At 50.6% G+C, this 18,573-nt stretch carries 16 protein-coding genes; 1 reads left to right on the top strand and 15 read right to left on the bottom strand.

Translation table 11 applies throughout. From position 1 onward, the window contains the following. Nucleotides 1-8: 8 nt before the first annotated feature. From fliE to BZG13_RS02075, 10 genes are all read right to left on the bottom strand, one after another. On the bottom strand, nucleotides 9-320 hold the full coding sequence (fliE, locus tag BZG13_RS02120; RefSeq protein WP_046074949.1) for a flagellar hook-basal body complex protein FliE: 312 nt from the start codon (nucleotides 318-320) through the stop codon (nucleotides 9-11). 110 nt (nucleotides 321-430) lie between these two features. Then, nucleotides 431-1,840, bottom strand: a complete 1,410-nt coding sequence (locus BZG13_RS02115; RefSeq protein WP_077484632.1) for a sigma-54-dependent transcriptional regulator — start codon at nucleotides 1,838-1,840, stop codon at nucleotides 431-433. Then, the gene (locus tag BZG13_RS02110; RefSeq protein WP_077484630.1) at nucleotides 1,837-2,886 is read right to left on the bottom strand and encodes a sensor histidine kinase; all 1,050 of its coding nucleotides are present in this window, start codon (nucleotides 2,884-2,886) and stop codon (nucleotides 1,837-1,839) included. Before BZG13_RS02110 ends, BZG13_RS02115 begins: the two co-directional genes overlap by 4 nt. A 138-nt stretch (nucleotides 2,887-3,024) precedes the next feature. Continuing rightward, a complete protein-coding gene (locus tag BZG13_RS02105) occupies nucleotides 3,025-4,509 on the bottom strand; it encodes a sigma-54 dependent transcriptional regulator (RefSeq protein ID WP_077484628.1) in 1,485 nt (494 codons plus the stop codon). A gap of 163 nt (nucleotides 4,510-4,672) precedes the next feature. Beyond that, nucleotides 4,673-5,077, bottom strand: coding sequence for a flagellar export chaperone FliS (gene fliS, locus BZG13_RS02100; RefSeq protein ID WP_046074953.1), 405 nt, complete (start codon nucleotides 5,075-5,077; stop codon nucleotides 4,673-4,675). A 12-nt stretch (nucleotides 5,078-5,089) separates the two neighbouring features. Continuing rightward, nucleotides 5,090-5,392 carry a hypothetical protein gene (locus BZG13_RS02095; RefSeq protein WP_077456377.1) on the bottom strand — a complete coding sequence of 101 codons (303 nt, stop codon included), beginning with the start codon at nucleotides 5,390-5,392 and terminating at the stop codon, nucleotides 5,090-5,092. 2 nt (nucleotides 5,393-5,394) lie between these two features. Then, nucleotides 5,395-6,753 carry a flagellar filament capping protein FliD gene (gene fliD, locus BZG13_RS02090; RefSeq protein WP_077484626.1) on the bottom strand — a complete coding sequence of 453 codons (1,359 nt, stop codon included), beginning with the start codon at nucleotides 6,751-6,753 and terminating at the stop codon, nucleotides 5,395-5,397. 18 nt (nucleotides 6,754-6,771) lie between these two features. Further along, the gene (locus BZG13_RS02085) at nucleotides 6,772-7,170 is read right to left on the bottom strand and encodes a flagellar protein FlaG (protein ID WP_255377420.1); all 399 of its coding nucleotides are present in this window, start codon (nucleotides 7,168-7,170) and stop codon (nucleotides 6,772-6,774) included. Nucleotides 7,171-7,256: 86 nt separating this feature from the next. Continuing rightward, on the bottom strand, nucleotides 7,257-8,381 hold the full coding sequence (locus BZG13_RS02080; RefSeq protein ID WP_077484624.1) for a flagellin: 1,125 nt from the start codon (nucleotides 8,379-8,381) through the stop codon (nucleotides 7,257-7,259). A 270-nt stretch (nucleotides 8,382-8,651) separates the two neighbouring features. Beyond that, the gene (locus BZG13_RS02075; protein WP_077484622.1) at nucleotides 8,652-9,794 is read right to left on the bottom strand and encodes a flagellin; all 1,143 of its coding nucleotides are present in this window, start codon (nucleotides 9,792-9,794) and stop codon (nucleotides 8,652-8,654) included. Between the two features lie 444 nt (nucleotides 9,795-10,238). On the opposite strand from BZG13_RS02075, the gene BZG13_RS02065 reads away from it, so the two are divergent. Next, nucleotides 10,239-12,341, top strand: a complete 2,103-nt coding sequence (locus tag BZG13_RS02065) for a tetratricopeptide repeat protein (protein WP_077484617.1) — start codon at nucleotides 10,239-10,241, stop codon at nucleotides 12,339-12,341. Nucleotides 12,342-12,445: 104 nt separating this feature from the next. On the opposite strand, the gene flgL is transcribed toward BZG13_RS02065, so the two are convergent. From flgL to BZG13_RS02040, 5 genes are all read right to left on the bottom strand, one after another. Further along, entirely contained in the window at nucleotides 12,446-13,639 is a 1,194-nt protein-coding gene (gene flgL, locus BZG13_RS02060) for a flagellar hook-associated protein FlgL (RefSeq protein WP_077456389.1), read from the bottom strand. Nucleotides 13,640-13,650: 11 nt separating this feature from the next. After that, the gene (flgK, locus tag BZG13_RS02055; RefSeq protein WP_077484615.1) at nucleotides 13,651-15,528 is read right to left on the bottom strand and encodes a flagellar hook-associated protein FlgK; all 1,878 of its coding nucleotides are present in this window, start codon (nucleotides 15,526-15,528) and stop codon (nucleotides 13,651-13,653) included. 169 nt (nucleotides 15,529-15,697) lie between these two features. Next, nucleotides 15,698-16,648 (bottom strand): flagellar assembly peptidoglycan hydrolase FlgJ, encoded by a 951-nt coding sequence (gene flgJ, locus BZG13_RS02050; protein ID WP_077484613.1) that lies wholly within the window; start codon nucleotides 16,646-16,648, stop codon nucleotides 15,698-15,700. Between the two features lie 8 nt (nucleotides 16,649-16,656). Next, nucleotides 16,657-17,703: a flagellar basal body P-ring protein FlgI gene (locus BZG13_RS02045; protein ID WP_369801983.1), complete on the bottom strand. Its 1,047-nt coding sequence runs from the start codon at nucleotides 17,701-17,703 to the stop codon at nucleotides 16,657-16,659. A 67-nt stretch (nucleotides 17,704-17,770) separates the two neighbouring features. Then, a complete protein-coding gene (locus BZG13_RS02040) occupies nucleotides 17,771-18,565 on the bottom strand; it encodes a flagellar basal body L-ring protein FlgH (protein ID WP_106406594.1) in 795 nt (264 codons plus the stop codon). Nucleotides 18,566-18,573: the final 8 nt, after the last annotated feature.

Raw genomic sequence — 18,573 nt, 5'->3', positions numbered from 1 at the left:
TTCCTACATTAAACAGGCATATTCATGAGTTCTTTATACGCCTCAACTAACTTGTTGCGCGTTTGCACGGTGGCATCAAACGCCACACTCGACTTGTTTCGAGCAATCATCACATCCGATAAGCTTACGTTGCGATCGCCTTCATCGAACCGCGTGGCAAGCTCGCCCGAGGTCTTTTGCAATCCATTTACATGATTAATAGCACTGGCAAGCATATCGCCAAATTCTTGGCTGACTTGTTGACCGGTTGCAGGCTGAGAGACATTCTTCGCCGCTGCCGCCATGGCTTGCATCTCTTGCGTCAAGGCATTCGCTTTCATCGTCGATCCTTCCTGTGTCAATATTTTGTCATTTCAGTCAGATTACTATCAGTCATCTTACTATGTGCAACTTTGAGACCACTTTCGCAAAAGCTGACGACGCTGAGCCATTACTGAGGAATATCAATCCCGGCATCACGCATTTTGGCCAGCTTATAGCGCAGTGTCCTGGGGCTGATCCCTAAGCGCTCGGCGACATCTTTGCGCCGCCCCTCACACGCACGGATGGTATCGAGTATGATAGAAAACTCTTGGTCGCGTAATTCGTTGCCCAAGCCTGCCCCGTTTGGTGAAGGCTCCATCGTTTCTTGGACAGGCTCGGTCGGTGGCGTCGCAGCGGCTGCATGCGATTGACTATCCATCACCTTGCTTTGTAAGCCAGACGCATCTTGCCAGTCTTGCCCCTCGAGTAAAATATCTGTTGCTTGAATATGAGATTGGGTGGCCAGTATCAAGGCACGCTGCATGACGTTATCAAGCTCCCGCACATTGCCAGGCCAGGTGTAATTCAACAACTTTTGCTCAGCGTTAGGCTGTATGCTGGGACAAGGCAAACCTTGTTTTTGACAATGCCGTGATAATAAATAATTTGCCAGCGGGATAATGTCACCTGGGCGTTCATATAACGCGGGCCACGTGATGGGAAACACATTCAAACGGTAGTACAAGTCTTCACGAAAGTGTCCTTGCGCCACATAGTCTTTTAGATCGCGGTTACTGGTGGCAAGCACCCGCAAGTCAAGCTGAATACTTTTTCGCCCCCCGAGGCGTTCCACCTCTCGCTCTTGTAATACGCGGAGCAGCTTGGCTTGCAGCCCCAAATCCATCTCACTGATTTCATCCAATAAGATAGTGCCACCTTGGGCTTGCTCAAATTTTCCCGGACACGCTTGCACCGCACCGGTAAACGCCCCTTTCTCATAGCCGAAAAGGGTGGCTTCCAGCATGTTTTCGGGAATTGCGGCACAGTTAATCGCAACAAAGGGGGCATTCGCGCGCGCAGAGTGGTCATGAATATAGCGCGCCATCACTTCTTTACCCGACCCTGACGGCCCAAGGATCATCACATTGGCGTCAGTATTGGCGACTTTATCGGCCAAGGCTAACAAGGCGACACTTTTCGGATCTTCTGCAATCGCATCCGAGTCATCGTTTTTAACCGGTGCATAGCGACTGACCATATTGAGGAGCACTTCTGGCGCAAAAGGTTTGGCCATGTAATCAATGGCCCCCTCTTTCATGGCGGCCACCGCATCCTCGATGTTGGCATAAGCGGTCATGAGCAACACAGGTAAATTTGGCGTATGCGTTTTGATTGATCGCAAAAGCGCCAAGCCATCCATCCCCGCCATCTGTACATCTGAAACAACAATATCAATTGGCTCGGCTTTTAATGTCACGAGCGCTTGCTCTGCACTGTCCGCTTCGCGCCAATGGTATCCCGCTAAGGCTAAGGTATCGACCAGCGCCTCGCGCAAACCTTCATCATCTTCAACGATTAGCACTGTGGTTTGGCTCATTGTGTTTCTCCTACGCTCTTACCCTGCTCTGCCGCTTCCCCCTTGGCAAGCGGCAAACACAATGTAAAACAGGCCCCTTTTTCAGGTTCCGATTGTAAGGTGAGTTTGCCCTCATGGGCATGACACACCATTTGCACAACGGCGAGACCAAGACCTGTACCTTGCTGTCGTGTGGTAAAAAAAGGCTCTAAAACTTTCGCTTGCAGCTCAGGCGCAATACCTGGACCACTATCGGCAACAGACAGTAATAAACTATCGCCTTGTTGGCGCGAATCAACCACCACTTGGCAGCCCTTGCCCGCGACTTGAACAGCATTGACAACCAAGTTACTCAGCGCGCTGGCCAATGCATTGGGATTACCGAGCAAGGGGAGGCTTTCGTCATCGCTGTTGATGGCAAAATCAACATCGTGGCCTTGAATCACCGCATCCACCATGGGCTCAAATTCATTAAACAACTGCTCAACGGTAAACACTTTCACCACCTTGTTGTCGCCACCTTTAGCAAACAACAACATATCGTTCACTTGCTTTTCTAAGTCATGTAGCCGGTCTAACAGTTTGAATTGAAACCGCTGCCGTGTCGCATCATTGAGGTTGGGCGCGCCAAGATTCGACGCATATAAAATCGCGCTAGATAGCGGCGTGCGCACTTGGTGAGCCAGCGACGCCACCATTTTCCCCAACGACGACAAACGTTGCAGATCACTCACGCGCGACTGCAATAAGCGGGTTTCTGTCATGTCGGTGATCAAGATAAGTTGCCCTGAGTCGGACGCTGAAATGGCCAGCTTCACCCGACGACCATCTTTGAGAGAGACCTCGTGTCCATCATCGTCTCGCGGCGAGAAAGCGCGTTGAATCACATCAAACCAACGCTGCTGAGTGAGCGGTTCCCCAAGGAGGCGATGCGCCTCTGGATTAGCTTCAGCGACACGGCCATTAGCATCAAGCAAGATAACGCCTGCTGGCATCACATCGAGAACTTGCTTATACCGAGTGACTTGTTGATCCACTGATCCCAGTGGCGAAGATTGGGTTTCCATTTAGGCAACACACATTTCGATCAAGGTTTTACTCACTTAAGCAGAGATTATGCCACAAAAATCACTAGTTTTATCAGATAGTTGAAGACAAAAAAGCGAAGTCATTTTTTTGACTCCGCTTTTTGACGCCTCGTCGTTCTAGATTAATTCTTCCTTGTTCAATCCGTACTTTCGCATCTTTTCTACCAGTGTCGTTCGCCGCATACTCAGCATGTCAGCCGCCCGAGCAACCACACCAGACTGCGCCTCTAGCGCTTGCTTTATCAAATCAATCTCAACCTCGGCGAGGGTTTCTTTCAAATTCACACCCTCAGGCGGCAAGCTTGTGAAGCCGGGACTATCCGCAAAGCCAGGCATATCCTCCTCGAAAGCAGGTTCGTCCGGCTCATGAAACATCGCGGTAAGCGCATCACGCTCCGCCATTTCAGTATCTTCGACCGAATAGGCCTCAGGCTGAAATTCGGGAATATCACTGTAGCGATATTTGGCAGGCAAATGGTTCACATCGACCATTTGCCCAGGATACAAGATAACCAAACGCTCAATCAGATTCGCCAGCTCGCGAACATTGCCTGGCCACTCATGCTCCATCAGCGAATTAATCGCACGAGGGGAAATATGGATCCGACCATTACCTTCCACATCAAGACGAGACATGAGCTCATGGATCAATAGCGGAATATCATCAATTCGCTCGCGCAGCGCTGGCATTTCGATAGGAAAGACATTGAGTCGATAATACAAATCTTCTCGAAACTCACCTTCTTTGATCATGGTTTCTAGTGTACGGTGAGTCGCGGCAACGACGCGAACATTGGCGCGAATGCTTTTGTTGCCTCCTACGCGCTCAAACGTGCGTTCTTGCAACACACGTAACAATTTAACTTGCATCGGCATCGGCATGTCGCCGATCTCATCCAAAAATAATGTTCCGCCTTCCGCCAGCTCGAAGCGCCCTTTACGCGCTGAAATCGCCCCCGTGAAGGCACCTTTCTCGTGACCGAAGAGTTCGCTTTCTAGCAACTCGCCTGGAATTGCTCCGCAATTGACGGGGACAAAGGGGCCAGACGCGCGTGATGAGGCATGGTGGATATGACGCGCCACCACTTCTTTTCCGGTACCAGATTCACCGAGGATCAAAACACTGGCTTCGGTAGACGCGACCTGCTCAATGAGATGACGAACCTGTTCGATAGCATCGCTTTTACCCACCATGTTATGAAAGGCGGTATTATCACCAGACAACTGCGGAATACTGAAAGCCTGTTTACCGGCAAACTCGCGACAGTGATGGAGTGCATCGAATAATTGCGGATAGTTCAAAGGTAGCCCAAGTTCACCCACATAGTTGGGTAACCCTGAAAGCTCACGATCGTGGCGTCGAATCGCAATCACAGGCACGTGATGATAGGTCGCAAGCTGCTCAAGTACTTTTTCAAGTAACGGTGTCGAGCGGACGTGGCCAAGAAAACATGCGCCCCAGTTTTGCTCCCAAAGTGCATCACTGACATCCGCGGTCGAGTGAAGCGCGTAACGCTCGCCGATAAAGTCGAGTATCACGCCGAGATCGTGACGAAACTGGTCATCGTCATCGATAACGAGGATCTTTGCTAAATCTTGCATGTGTGAGATACGTCTGCCCTGATAACTTTTTATAATCGTGTTGCTTTTCAGCAACAACAATCTCAATTTTAATCAAGACATTGTAATAGAGAACGCGCATAAGGCAACCGGAGACACAGTAAACCTGTGACTCCAGTGCCATGTCAGTGGTTTGATAGGCAGTTTAACTGGTCGCTTGAGTCATATTATGGTATTCGGAAGGAATCTGGTCCCAAGCGGATTTTATCTCTCTTAATAGTTCAATCACATCGTCGATGGGTTCCGGTTTATTTTCCAAATTCGCGGTACTCACCTGACGAATCATAAAGTCATAGATGGCGTCTAAGTTATCAGCGATATCGCCGCCATCATCCATTGATAGACATGCACGTAGATTAATAATGATATCTAACGCTTTACCTAACCGCTCACCTTTGACGGATAAGTCGCCTTGTGCCATGGCAGCTTTGCCTTGAATTAAGCGCTCAATCGCGCCGGCCATCAGCATTTGGATAACCTTATGAGGCGACGCAGCGCTTAATTGACTGTCAACCGAGACCTTCTTGTAGGCCTGTAGTGAGCCTCTCATAGTCTTCCTCACTTATTGAAATTTCTTATACAGCTGCACAGACTGCTTCCCCTTGCGCTGCTGTAACAAGCGCTTGGCAGCATCGGCTTTCTGCCCCTCGAGTGCATCAATGAGCGTTTCTGTTCTTGTTAACGCCTGAGACCATTGCTGTTGATTCGGCGCTTGTGGCGACGCTGCAATCTGGTCAAGTAACGCCTGTCTGTCATGCAATTGCTGAGCCAGCTTTTCTGAATCAATGTCACTCATGTTCAATTGCTGCGCAATAGCCTCATCAATCTGTTCGAGTGCGTCGAGCCATTCGGATACCTGGGTCATTATTAACCCGGCATAATGTTTTGCATAGCTTGTAACTGTGAACGCATTTGCGAGGTGGCTTCTTCCATCGCAGAAAAGCGCTGCATGGTGCGCGACTCTAAGTTTTCCATGCGGCGGTCTAGTTCTCGCTGATCATCACGAAGGCGAAGTTTTTGCTCTGACAATGTGCTTTCACGATTACTGATCGCGCCCCCCGCGCCGGTAAAGCCGCCAACCACTTGTTCAAGCTGACGCGCAAAACCATCATTGCCACCAAAAAAGCCTTCCAGTGCGTTAAAGTTTTGACGCAGTTGTCGGTCAAGTACCTTGTTGTCGACCTCTAGACGACCGTCCATGGTGGTAGTGACGCCAAGCTCACTCAGGGTTTTCATTCCCTCAGGCGCTTGCTCAATCGGTGACGAGAAAAGGTTACGCAATCGACTGGTTGCCGTTCGAATGACACTTTCCCCCACCAAAGGGCCGCCTTGCTGGGTCTCGGGGTCATACTGACTCACCGCTTGCGAGACACGGAAAAACGCATTGTAATTATCCACGAACGACGTAATGGTCGAACGTACTGACTCTCGGTCATGCTCAACGGCGAGTGACAGCGGCTTATCACTGGTTTGCGCCACTTCCAGTGATACGCCTTCGATGGCATTATCAAAGGTGTTGGTCGCACTAGAGACTGACGCGATACCATCAATCAGTATCTTGGCATCTTGTGCGGCCTGCATTTGTGCCATGCCATTATTGGCTTGTCCGGCTTTGAAGCCTAACTGATGAAGCGCACTGCCCACTTGCGCATCAACACTGACTTCCATCTGATTGTCCGCCCCCGTTTTATTGCCATTCAACACCATGCGTGCACCGCTATCATCTTGGATCAGCGACGCTTGCACACCGGGGTTTTTCGGATCGCTATTAATCGCCCGCACAACGTCAGCCAAGCTGTCTTTACCTTGGGGAACATCAATCACACTGGTGCGATTACCCATGGTGATAGTGAGCTTGCCACTACCTAAAGACGCCTCAGCATCAACGCCCGGTGACACAAGCTTGTGTGAACCCGCGAGTTGCTGAACATCGATTTGATAACGACCGGGAATGGCATCTGGCGTCGCGCTGGCGCCAAGTGCGTCTGGATTGCTAACGGATGTGGTTCTCGCCGCAAAACCTTCGTTGCGACGAAAATCGTACATTTGGGTTTTGAGTTTATCGAGAGATTCTTTTAAGCGGCCAAACGCACTGATGTCGGTTTCAACCTCATTAGTGCGTTTGACAATTCGCTCTTGCTTGGGTGCACGTTCAGCATCCACGATTTTAGTGACCATGGCATTAATATCCATGCCACCGCCCATGCCTGCTGCCTTAACACTCATAACGACTCTCTCACCTCGTTATACCTTTTCTGTGACAAGCCCTCGCGCGTGTTGCGACAATTGCTTAGCAAGCTCTAACATTTCCTGCTCTGGGATCTGACGGATGATGTCACCACTGTTCATTTCATAAACAGTGATCACACTGCGTCCTGTGTCTTCATCCAAACGAAATGCGAGCCCTTTGTTAAAGTCGGACATAAACTCATCGAGCCGCTCTACCAACTTCTCCAGTTGTTGTCGTTGTAGTTGGCGATTTTCCTCAATGCGCTGTGACTGCTCTACACGGCGTTGTTGCATTGATTCTTTCGCCTCACGACGTTCTGCCTGCTGGTGCTGGCTGACCGGATCTGGGCGTACTTTTCCAACTCTTACATCTCTAGCAACCTTTGTGCCATCAGAGTGTGCTGAGTGCGGCAGGGATGAATTTGTAACGGATGAAATGTCCATCGCTATTCACCTCCCAAAACGTAGCGGCGGCGATTAAGCCGCCACTCGTGAATGGTTTAACCGAGCAGGCTCAGTGCGGCTTGTGGTGCCTGCTTGGCTTGCGCCAAAATAGAGGTACCAGATTGCTGCAAGATTTGTGACTTGGTCAAGTTGGTTGTTTCTTTGGCAAAGTCAACATCACGGATCCGGCTGTTAGAGGCCGAGACGTTTTCATTAACGTTATCCAAGTTGGCAATGGTGTGACTCAAGCGGTTTTGCTTCGCACCCAATTCCGCACGGTGAGAATCGATAAACTGCATCGCGTTATCAATCATACCCACGGCTTTTTGCGCACCACCCATAGACGAAACATCAACATCTTTAATGGTTTCATCCACTTTGGTACCCATCGCTAGCGATGTTGCCAACGCACCCGTGAAGGTGGCATCAGATCCAGCACCGGTGACGATTTGCAGCTCGCCATCTTCAGTCACAGACGCGCTCAATTTGTCATCCGCTTGACCATTGATATAAGTCGCAATCTCTTCAATATCGTCGCCACCTTTAGCTGTTACGTTGATAGACGTAGACGTGCCGTCAGCGTTAGTGATATTGATTGCCATGGTGGCACCGGCAGTCGCCGTCCAGCCTGCTGATTTTGCGTTAGCCGCTGTAAAGCTTGCCCCGCCCATTTCACTGTGGTCTGCACGGATGTTTTTAAACTCCATCATCACCGCTTCACCGGCGTCTGCCCCCACTTGGAAAGAGCGGGTACCGAAGGTACCGTTAAGCAGTTTCGCCCCACCGAACGAGGTTGTTTCTGCAATACGGTTCAGTTCATCTTTCAGCGCGACAACCTCTTCTTGGATTGCGCTTCGCTCAGCATCTCCATTAGAGCCGTTAGCGGATTGCAGTGACAAGTCACGCATACGTTGCAAGATGTTGCTTGACTCTTCCATCGCACCTTCAGCGGTTTGCGCCATTGAAATACCGTCGTTCGCATTTCGAACAGCCACGCCCAGCCCGTTGCTTTGTGCCATCAAACGGTTAGAAATCTGAAGGCCTGCCGCGTCGTCTTTAGCACTGTTAATGCGAGAACCGGATGACAAACGCTCCATCGAGTTGTTCAGCGCATCGGTTGAGTTATTCAAAAAACGCTGAGCCGTCATCGCAGGGACGTTAGTGTTAACAGTAATAGCCATAACTATTCTCCTTTGGTTCTAGGTCCGGCTTCGCCCAGCTGACCAGGGAAAACCAGTATCAAAATTGTTCACAACCCATTTAGCGGCGCACGTTGAGAAAGCTTTAGCTTTTTTTATCGGTGCTTGGCGGTGCATTTACACCACTGCCGTAAGGCGCTATGAAGGTTAACGCCCAAAGGAGAAATATCTTTAGGAAGATTTTTAGAAAAATAGCACAAAAAAAAGCGGCAACTGATTGCCGCTTTTAGTGTGCTGATATGCAGGCAGGCATTATTGCAGGAGGTTTAGTGCCGCTTGCGGCATCTGTTTCGCTTGTGCCAACATCGAGGTGCCAGCCTGTTGCAGGATTTGCCCCTTGGTCATTGCCGTGGTTTCTCGGGCAAAGTCGGTATCACGGATCCGGCTGTTAGACGCAGACACGTTCTCCTGGATATTCGACAAGTTACTGATGGTGTGACTGAGTCGGTTTTGCTTAGCCCCCAAGTCCGCCCGTTGGCTATCGATATAGCGCATTGCAGAGTCAATAACCCCAACGGCCATTTGCGCGCCACCCACATCTGACACATCCAGGTCGGCCGTAGAGACCAGATCGCCATTACCGCTAGCTAAACCAAGCGATGCCGCTAAACCGCCGCTAAATGTGACCGCCCCCTGCACATCTGGCTCTTGCATAAATACTTGTAACTGTCCTTGCTCATCGACCGATGCTGTGAGCATTTCATCAGACTGACCATTGATGTAACTGGCCAGCTCTTCAACATCATCGCCCGCTTTTGCATTAATACTCAAGCTAATGTTTTCACCATCTTTGGTGGTGAACTGCAGCTGTAACGTCGAGGCTGCGCCATCCACTTCCCATCCAGCTGATTTGGGTTGACCGCCAACAAATTCTACGCCACCCATGCGAAAATCATCAGCGCGAATACTCGATAGTCCCATGATGATCGCCTCACCGGCATCGGCACCAATTTGGAACGAGGCTTCACCAAACGAGCCATTAAGCAATCGACGGCCACCAAACGCCGTGGTTTCAGCAATCCGGTTAAGCTCATCTTTCAGTGCTTCCACCTCTTCTTGAATAGCCACGCGCTCGGCTTTACCGTTGGCACCGTTTGCAGACTGGAGGGAAAGATCCCGCATACGCTGCAAAATATTGGTCGATTCCTGCATTGCCCCTTCGGCGGTCTGCGCAATAGAAATACCATCATTGGCGTTTCGCATTGCCACATCAAGGCCACGTGTTTGGGCAACCAAACGGTTAGAAATCTGCAAACCCGCCGCGTCGTCTTTAGCACTGTTAATTCGGCTACCTGACGACAGACGTTCCATTGAATTATTCAACTCATCGGTCGCTTTATTCAGGTAACGCTGCGCAGTCATCGCAGACACGTTGGTGTTAACTGTTACACCCATTTTGCTCTCCTTTGACTTTCGCTTGCTTTGCGAAACAGCCTACCCGCGACGTGTTGCACTGTGTTTGGCGGTGCTGCGGGAACAGCTTGTTAATCAGTTTCAAAATCAGCCCGTTCAAAAACTGGCCGCTTGGATAAACAAATACAATATGTGTGCCAACTTTTATCAATCATTTAAAATCAAAGGTTTAAATGATTTTTTCATCCTCACAGCCAAGGCCAACTCGAAAAATTCTGCCGTTTTTCTGTGCTTAGCGGCAAGGTACGGCAATGCCTCGCCTAGCTTTTTGCCGTCTATATGAAAGTTAGCCTGCAAGTTAGCGGCCAACTTCTTTCAACAGCCGGACGCAAGGCATATTTTTTGCTAAATTATTGGTTTATCGATGCTCGCCAGCCTCATGCTGTGATGCACGAGGCTTTCACGGATAACAGGACGATGTAACCGATGACGCAAGACAATGACGGCCACACCAATATGACGCTGGATGACGCCTTTCAGCTCGGGATTCGTCTTTACCAAGAAGGGAAGAAACCCGATGCGCGGCAAGTATTCGAGCAAATACTGAGCCATGCCCCCGATACGGTTCAAGTGCGGCAAGTGCTGGCCGTACTGGATGCGGAAGCGGGACAATACGTGCAAGCAATGGCTCACCTTGACCACGCGCTTGAGCATGCCCCTGACGATCTGTCTTTGTTGTTCGATAAGGCACAGTTATTGACGCAACAAGGGCATAACCACGCGGCCATGGAAATCGTTGAAGCACTGTTTGCCGCCGCCCCCACCAACCAAGACATCCTTAATTTGCGTGAGCAGTTGACGGCCAAACTCGGCCTACAAGGAGAAAGTCGTCGAACGCACGCTTTGCGTGACGGGCTCCACCAGCTGAAGAACCAAGGGCTAGCGGATGAAATTAACAAAACCTTGTCAGTGGCAGCTGATTTGGTCGCTGATGGACACAGTGACCAAGCCGAACAGCTTTATCAAACTATACTCACCCTGGAGCCTGATTACCCACCTGCGCTAATGGCATTGGCACAGCAAGCATTGGATCAGAAAGCGTTCGGTAAAGCACAACAATTGCTACTACGTGGCAGTGACAACGCACAGGCTCATCCAATTTGGCAACTGTTACTCATCCGTGCAGAAGCCGGACTGGGTGAGTATGCTAGCGCGCGCCAGCGCTGCTTAACGACCTATAAGCAAACACAAGACACGGCATTTATGCGTCAACTCCTGGTGGTTTATCTCAATGAAGCAAACTGGTTAGAAGCAAGCAAACTGGCCAAACAATGTTTGCGTGATGAGCCTGAGCGCGGTGAGTTACATTATGCTTATGCCCGTGCAACCTTCGAACTGCTCAAGCAGCACCATCAATTTACCCAAGATAAATTAACCGATTGCTACCAGATTCACGAGAAGGCGCTCAATCATGTCAAGGATAAACAAGCCAATACCTTACAAGCACAATTGGGCGAGCTTGACTGGTATATGGGCGATATTGACCAAGCTCAGCAGCGCCTCGAGACCCTGCTAGCTTCTCAGCCTGACGATCACGCACTGCGATTCAACCTGGCGTTTGTCTATCGCACGCAAATGGCATGGGAGAAATTCTATCAAGCCAATGAGGCAGGGATTGAGTGCGGTCGCCGCCTCAAATATCACGGCAACTTACCCCGTTGGGACTTGTCTAGGCCAGAGACGGATGCCGTACTTATCATGCCCGAGCAAGGGGTCGGCGATGAACTGGCTTATTTACATAACGTCGCCATGGTGGTTGAGCGCGCCCGTCAAGTCTATGTCGGCTGTGATCCTCGCTTGGAGCCGGTGTTGCGTCAGGCTTTTCCCAGCACGGAGATTGTGCCCATTTCTCGCACTGACGGAAAAGATATTTTTGTGCCAGAACATGTCCTAGCCGATATTGATAGTTGGATTGCCGGAGGGTCGTTAGCGGGCCTGTGCTACCACCACTTTGGGCGTCACCTCTATCAACAAACCTATATTGTCCCGGATGTCGCCGCCGATGCCCCTTGGATCGCCCCGTTAGCCGAGCTACATCAACAAGGACCTGTGTTTGGTGTGTGTTGGCGAAGTGGCCTCGCCGCCGCCACGCGTAACATTCACTATTTGGTGGCAGATGAATTAGCGGGCTGGATCAAAACCATGCGCCAGCTTTGCCCTGACGCCCAGTTTGTTAATTTACAATATGGCGAGTGTGATAAAGAGCTTAGTAAAATCAAGAAACAAACAGGGGTTGAAATCGTCACCTTGCCTGGATTGGATCTTAAAAATGATTTTATGGGAACGGCTCACGCGATCAAACAGCTGTCTGGTGTGTTTACCGCCGGGACAGCGGTACACAGGCTGACGGTTGCCGTTGGCACACCGTGTTATGTGTTTTTTGCCGGCCATCAGAACAGTGATATGCAAACCCCTGATGCCATGCCAGGCTATGCTGAGTACGCGTTCAGTTACCCGCCTATGCTCAAAGACAAGCAACCTCTGCTTGATGCCATGGCACGCCGTATAGTGAGTGACCTCTGCCCCTAAAGAGTGAGCCCGCAAGCCTAACCGGATACAAACGGGGCCGCTGATGCGACCCCGTTTTTTCTTATCCTCGGCACCTTATGACAATCAAACGCTGACACTTTGGATTAGATATAATTAAACAACGAAAGATCTTTAGTCTTAGCAAAGGCCTGCTGAGAGGCTTGCAGCGCGAGCATGTCCTCGTTCATATCGATGGCCGCTTGGGTATAGTCCAAGTCTTCCATGGTGCCCAGTGAGCGATTGAGGACCAACTTGAAGTCTTTGTGCATACTTTCTTGTCGATCGAGTGTGGTCAACCGTGTGCCGACCTCTGAGCGTGCCTTATTCAAGTGCTTGAAGGCCGCGGCAAACTGTTCAGTCACTTGGTGGAGTTCTGCCGTAGCAGACGCATCATCAATATCGGCATATGATAGCGCGGCACCATTTTTAAACGAATCGAAAATATTGAAGCTGTCTTGTCTTTCTAAATTGATGGTATCGCCTGGCTTCATCTCACCTTCGAAGGTCATTTTCAACGTGTTCCACTCAACGCCGTTTTGCGGGTCATACAGCCCAGCACTGACTTCAGTGCCATCTTGCATCAACGAGTAGGTGGTATCGCCATTGGCATTAACATCAAATGAAACCGAATAGTTAGAGGTATCCGCATCATTGGTATTTTCCGCTTTCGCCATCAGCAATAAAGAGCCATCTTCGAGATCATATTCGGGCTGATAGTCGCCAAAGGGATTATCAATTTCCATAAACAGTTTATCGCCTGGATCAGACGTCGGCACTTCCACTGCAGGGGCCACTTGGGCGGTACGAAAGTAACTATCTCCCGCATAACGCACATTGCCTTGACTATCACGATAAAACGGCTGTGTACTGGTCTGGGTACCGGAAAACAAAAAGTTACCTGACTCATCCTTGGTGTTTACCAAGTCCATAAAATTATCAAACATCCCTTGCAAGTCTTGCCGGTGCGCGGTGCGATCTTCCACCGATAACGAGCCGTTGATCATCGCCATCACTTTGCGTTTGGCGCCGTCCATGATTTGCTCGGACTCATCAATCGCGATTTCTTCGCGGGTTTGCCGGTTTCGCGCTAACGTAATCGAGTCAACAAATTGGTCAATTTGCTCATCTTGTTGGCGAAAGTTTTGAATGTAGATCGACGACACCGGATCATCACCGGATGTAATAACACGTTTGCCCGTCGCCATCTGCTCTTGGTTATCCTGTACCTTCACATTCTGGCGCATAATGTCGTTGGAGACGGACTGGTAATTGTGAAAGCTGGCAATACGACTAATCATACTGTCCTACCTTATCGCGTTGCATTGAGCAGAGAATCAAAGGTTTCATTGGCGGCGGTCATGATCCGTGACGCGGCCATATACGCGCGCTGAAACTTCATCATGTTGGCCGCTTCTTCATCTAGGTTCACCCCAGACACTTCCGCCACGCGACTTTCTGCGGCATCATGTTCAACCATACTCACATCTTGTAGACGCTTATAGGAGGCTTTTTGTACCCCAAGATCGGTACTTAGCCCCTCATAAACATCGAGCACTGTCGAGCGACCGTTATCCATTAGTTTTTCCGTTTGCAGCTCTTGCATGCGGATCAGGTTACTGTTGTCACCATCCGCCGGGATCAAGCTGACCGCCAAGACATCATCGGGGGCCGCTTTATCGTTGACCTCAATAATGGTGCCGTTGACATCAATGGGTCCACCTGGCGGATAGGCCTGTGGCGCGACCAAGACTTGCCCCTTAGGGTCGGTCACCGCAAATTGACTCCCATCGGGGGAGAGCCGAACTTGAAACTCTTTTTGTCCACCGGCTTGTAAAATTCGTACATCACCGTCGCCGTTACTCACCGAGCTTGCACTGACATAGCTTTGTGCCGCGATATCCGCCGGATCGTCCATAGTCACACGCATTTGCCCTGCCGCTGAGCGGGCGGGCCGAATTAAAACGCGCTCATTAGCCGCCAACCCGGCATCCACTTGCACGCGCATCCCGTCGACATTAAAACTTGGCGGCGTGCCGCTGGGGGTCACCGTCGATTGCTTTCCATCTGGTGAGGTGAGGGTATATTGGGTGCCATCAAACTTGAGTTGATAATCACCCCGTTTGAGCTGCTGAAGATCATCGATATAAACTTTCAAGTCTGCCGTGGAATCGCCGCTTTTTATCGCGCGCGCACTCGCAATACGGTCACTGTTATAGTCAGTGAAAATGTTCTTGCCAACCTCACCGTTAAGATCGAACCCTTGCCCCTGTAAGTCATTGAGCGATTCGGAAAAGCCAATGGCCATCCGACCTAATTCGTCTCGCGCTTGTCCCAAGGTATCATCCCGATATTCAAACAATGCCCCGAGTTTGCCGCGGATGTCTTGATTAGAAATGGCTTTGACTGTCTTACCTTCCACCAACGCCAAACGACGCTCTTGGTGGTCAGGCTTACCTGGCAAGGTGGTCAACTCGCTGCTATTCATGCCAGACACCAACATATGGCCACTGCCGATAATCACGTTGAACAACCCGTCTTCGCGCGTGTTCACACTCACCTGCGTATATTCAGAGAGCTCTCGGATCAACTTATCATGGCGGTCTAACAAGTCATTGGCTTCAGCGGGGGTTTTGAGCATTGCCTTATGCACGTCTACCAGTTCTTGGCCAATGTCATTCATCCGCTTAACGGTCGCGTCAATTTGAGAAGAGGTATCAATTGACTGCTGCTGCAACACACCATAAACATCGTTCATGCCAGCGGCGACCATACGCGCTTTTTCGAGCACGACTTTACGAGCGCCCATGTCACTGGGGCTATCGGCCAGCCCTTTAACCGCGCCATAGAATTCGTTCATGTTCTCGGGGATTTTTTTGGCCGAGTGCGCCATCATATCGTCAAGCCGACCAAGCTGTTCATTGCGGGCAGCGGCATGAGAAAGGTTTGATGTTGAGACATTTAATTCGTTAACCGCAAACTTGTCATAGTTGCGACGGATTGCCGCGGCATGGACACCGGTGCCGTAATTATTGCCGCCCCAAAAGTGGACATCATTGGTTTTTTGCTCAACCGACTGACGACTATACCCCTCCGTATTCACGTTAGAGATATTGTGACCTGTTGTATTCAGCTGTCGCTGCGCAGTCAGTACGCCTTGCGACCCAAGGGAAAGCAGGTCCAAGCCCATTGTGCCTCCAAATAACCCGGCAATTAAAACGAGATACTAGGAAACAAGCAAAAATTGAGCCAAGGAGAGGCCAAAAAGAAAAGTCATTGATAAACATGACGTTGAGAGAATAGTAAACCGCATCAAAGAGAGCAAAAAACAGAACGGCAAGCCCTTGCCTGCCGCTTTTCTAGTCCATCATGTCGCGGACTTGGTCGAGTACACGAATGACCTTATCCGCGTATTCCGGATCGGTCGCATACCCGGCTTGATGAAGCTCGCGAATAAACCGTTCAGGTTGCGCAGATTGTGATAAAGCTTGCTCATAGCGTGGATTATCACGTAAAAATGAGACGAAATCGTCAAAACTCTCTTGATAAGAGGGATACGAACGAAAGCTTGCCGTTTCTTTAACCGGGATCCCGTCATACACCTCCAGGGTTTGTGTAGCGACTTTATCGCCCCCCCAACGTTGATCCGCCTTTATATTAAACAAGTTATGACTGTTATCGCGGGCATTGGCAATCACCTTCTTTCCCCAACCGGTTTCTAGTGCCGCTTGAGCAAGAATAATCGCTGGATCAGTACCCAGCGCACGCGCCGCGCGACGTGCATGCGGCGCCAGCGTGTTTACAAAAGAGTCTGGCGAATCAAAGCCTTGTGACCGTTGTGACGTGGGGAGACTGGTAGCTGGCGGCGCGATAGACTGACTATCGAGCGCCGCTATCGCCTGCTCTGCTGCCTCTCGACTACGATTTTGATCCAACGGCAAAGATTGCGCCGACGCGCGAGCCGCTTCATTCATGTCTGGCTGGCTGTCGCCCTGCGCTTTGCCTAATTGTTCAACAATCATATCCGCGAGCCCCAGTGAGCCTTCTCGACTGAGTTCACTGGCCATCTGCTCATCAGCCATCTGCTCATAAAACTTCGAGGTACGATCATCAATCAAGTCAGACTCAAATGCCTCATTGGCATCACGCATAGACTTGAACAGCATCTGGGTAAATAAGGACTCGAACTGCTCCGCCGCTGAACGCAACGCCGCTTTTTCATCCCCTTCTTCTCCTTTCACGGCTTGGCGACGTAATGAATCGAGCTGGCTTATATCGTGTACAAATTGACTATCAACAGGAGATTTCATGCGTTGCCCTATATCACTATCAATTGGCCATCGATGGCCCCGGCTTGTTTCAGCGCTTGCAAAATCGCCATGAGATCCGAGGGTGCCGCGCCAACCCCATTCACGGCACGTACGAGATCGTCTAGAGTCACGCCAGGTTTAAAGTGGAACATTCGCCCTTCTTCTTCCTCAACATTGATCTCAGTATCGGGCGTGACCACAGCTTCACCGCCTCCTAGTGGATTAGGTTGATCAACGTTGAAGTCCTCTTGTATAGAGACCGTCATCCCCCCATGCGTAATGGCGGCTGGGCGAAGGCGAACATTTTGCCCAACCACAATGGTGCCGGTGCGAGAGTTAACGATTATTTTCGCTGCCGCATCACCCGGCTGAAACTCAATATTTTCCACGGTAGATAAGAAAGCCACGCGCTGGCTCACATCGCGTGGCGCTCGGACTCTCACTGAGGTCGCATCCATGGCCGATGCGGTAGACGGACCAAGAAAGCGATTAACCGCATCCGCCATACGCTGTGCGGTGGTAAAGTCGGATTGGAACAGGTTAAAGGTCAGGTAATCACCACGACCAAAGGGATTAGGGACTTCCCGCTCAACGGACGCGCCATTGGTAATACGGCCAACGGTTGGGGTGTTGCCCACCAGCTGAGAGCCATCGGCACCGGTCGCGCTAAAGCCACCGACAATCAAGTTTCCTTGTGCGGTTGCATAGACCTTACCATCCAAACCTTTGAGAAAAGTTTGTAGCAAGGTGCCGCCACGTAAGCTCTCTGCCGACCCAATCGACGACACAGTCACGTCAAGTTTTTGACCTTGTTTGGCAAACGCAGGCAGATCAGCGGTGACGGCGACGGCGGCAATGTTGGCCGATTGAGGATTGATATCTGGCGGCAATTGGATGCCAAAGTTTTCTAGCATCGACTTAAAACTTTGATCGGTAAAGGGCGTGCTCTCGCCGGTACCCGGTAACCCCACTACCAAGCCATAACCCGTTAGGGTGTTACTGCGTACCCCAGCCACCTCCGCCACATCTTTGATGCGCGCGGCCAGGCTTGGCATCGCCACCGTTAGCAGGACTATCGATAACAACCACTTTTTCACGTCAACTCTCCGGCACATTGTAGGGCTACAAGGTGACATTAAAGAATCGTGCCAACCAGCCTTGCTCTTGCGTATCTTGTCGCTCACCGGTGCCTGAATACTGAATTCTGGCGTTGGAAATTCGGGTCGATGCAATGGTGTTGTCAGGGCCGATATCGGCCGGACGAATGGTGCCGCTGAGACGAATGTACTCATCCCCGGAGTTCAAAGTAAGCCACTTTTCACCACGCACCATCAGGTTACCGTTCGCCAGCACATCCACCACCTGCACAGAGATAGAGCCTTGAAGACTGTTACTTTGATCCGCTGAGGTAGAGCCAGTTACCGAATTGTCATTACTGACTTCGTACGACAAGGTTCGCTCGCCAATGGTGATCTCTTCACCACCAAGCGAGAGGGGATCCATGGTCAGATCATTGGATTTGGCTAAGTCAGAACTGGCGCTTTTTTGTGCTTGGGTATTTTCTTCCAGCATCACGGTCACAATGTCGCCTAGCCCGCGAGGCTTGGAGCCATCATAGAGATCACGCTGTTCACTGGCATTAAACAAAGAGCCCGTTGCCGTAGCATAGTGCTCAGGAGGTTGTTGTGGGCGAATCGGCGACCATGCTGGATCGTCCGCTTTGGGATCGTCACGTTGGCGCAACAAACCAATCAAGCCTTCGCTCTCTGGTGTGGTGTCACCTTCTACCGCGTCGGTGGTCGAGGTCGCTTGGTCAAGATCACTGCCTGTATCTTGTTGCCCCGGCAATGAACAGCCACCCAGCCCCAACAAGGTGGCAAAGAAAAGGCCTGGGATTAATATACGTTGCACCGACATCATTGCCT

It is taken from the genome of Salinivibrio sp. ML323, from assembly GCF_001995745.1.
GTDB classification, from domain to species: Bacteria; Pseudomonadota; Gammaproteobacteria; order Enterobacterales; family Vibrionaceae; genus Salinivibrio; species Salinivibrio kushneri.
Note: the sequence above shows the minus strand (reverse complement) of the source record. Positions and strands in the feature narration are given on the sequence as shown.

Coding starts and splice junctions, on each gene's coding strand:
- fliE (WP_046074949.1), bottom strand. CDS start 320: ATGAAAGCGAATGCCTTGACGCAAGAGATGCAAGCCATGGCGGCAGCG.
- BZG13_RS02115 (WP_077484632.1), bottom strand. CDS start 1,840: ATGAGCCAAACCACAGTGCTAATCGTTGAAGATGATGAAGGTTTGCGC.
- BZG13_RS02110 (WP_077484630.1), bottom strand. CDS start 2,886: ATGGAAACCCAATCTTCGCCACTGGGATCAGTGGATCAACAAGTCACT.
- BZG13_RS02105 (WP_077484628.1), bottom strand. CDS start 4,509: ATGCAAGATTTAGCAAAGATCCTCGTTATCGATGACGATGACCAGTTT.
- fliS (WP_046074953.1), bottom strand. CDS start 5,077: ATGAGAGGCTCACTACAGGCCTACAAGAAGGTCTCGGTTGACAGTCAA.
- BZG13_RS02095 (WP_077456377.1), bottom strand. CDS start 5,392: ATGACCCAGGTATCCGAATGGCTCGACGCACTCGAACAGATTGATGAG.
- fliD (WP_077484626.1), bottom strand. CDS start 6,753: ATGAGTGTTAAGGCAGCAGGCATGGGCGGTGGCATGGATATTAATGCC.
- BZG13_RS02080 (WP_077484624.1), bottom strand. CDS start 8,381: ATGGCTATTACTGTTAACACTAACGTCCCTGCGATGACGGCTCAGCGT.
- BZG13_RS02075 (WP_077484622.1), bottom strand. CDS start 9,794: ATGGGTGTAACAGTTAACACCAACGTGTCTGCGATGACTGCGCAGCGT.
- BZG13_RS02065 (WP_077484617.1), top strand. CDS start 10,239: ATGACGCAAGACAATGACGGCCACACCAATATGACGCTGGATGACGCC.
- flgL (WP_077456389.1), bottom strand. CDS start 13,639: ATGATTAGTCGTATTGCCAGCTTTCACAATTACCAGTCCGTCTCCAAC.
- flgK (WP_077484615.1), bottom strand. CDS start 15,528: ATGGGCTTGGACCTGCTTTCCCTTGGGTCGCAAGGCGTACTGACTGCG.
- flgJ (WP_077484613.1), bottom strand. CDS start 16,648: ATGAAATCTCCTGTTGATAGTCAATTTGTACACGATATAAGCCAGCTC.
- BZG13_RS02045 (WP_369801983.1), bottom strand. CDS start 17,703: ATGCCAAGCCTGGCCGCGCGCATCAAAGATGTGGCGGAGGTGGCTGGG.
- BZG13_RS02040 (WP_106406594.1), bottom strand. CDS start 18,565: ATGTCGGTGCAACGTATATTAATCCCAGGCCTTTTCTTTGCCACCTTG.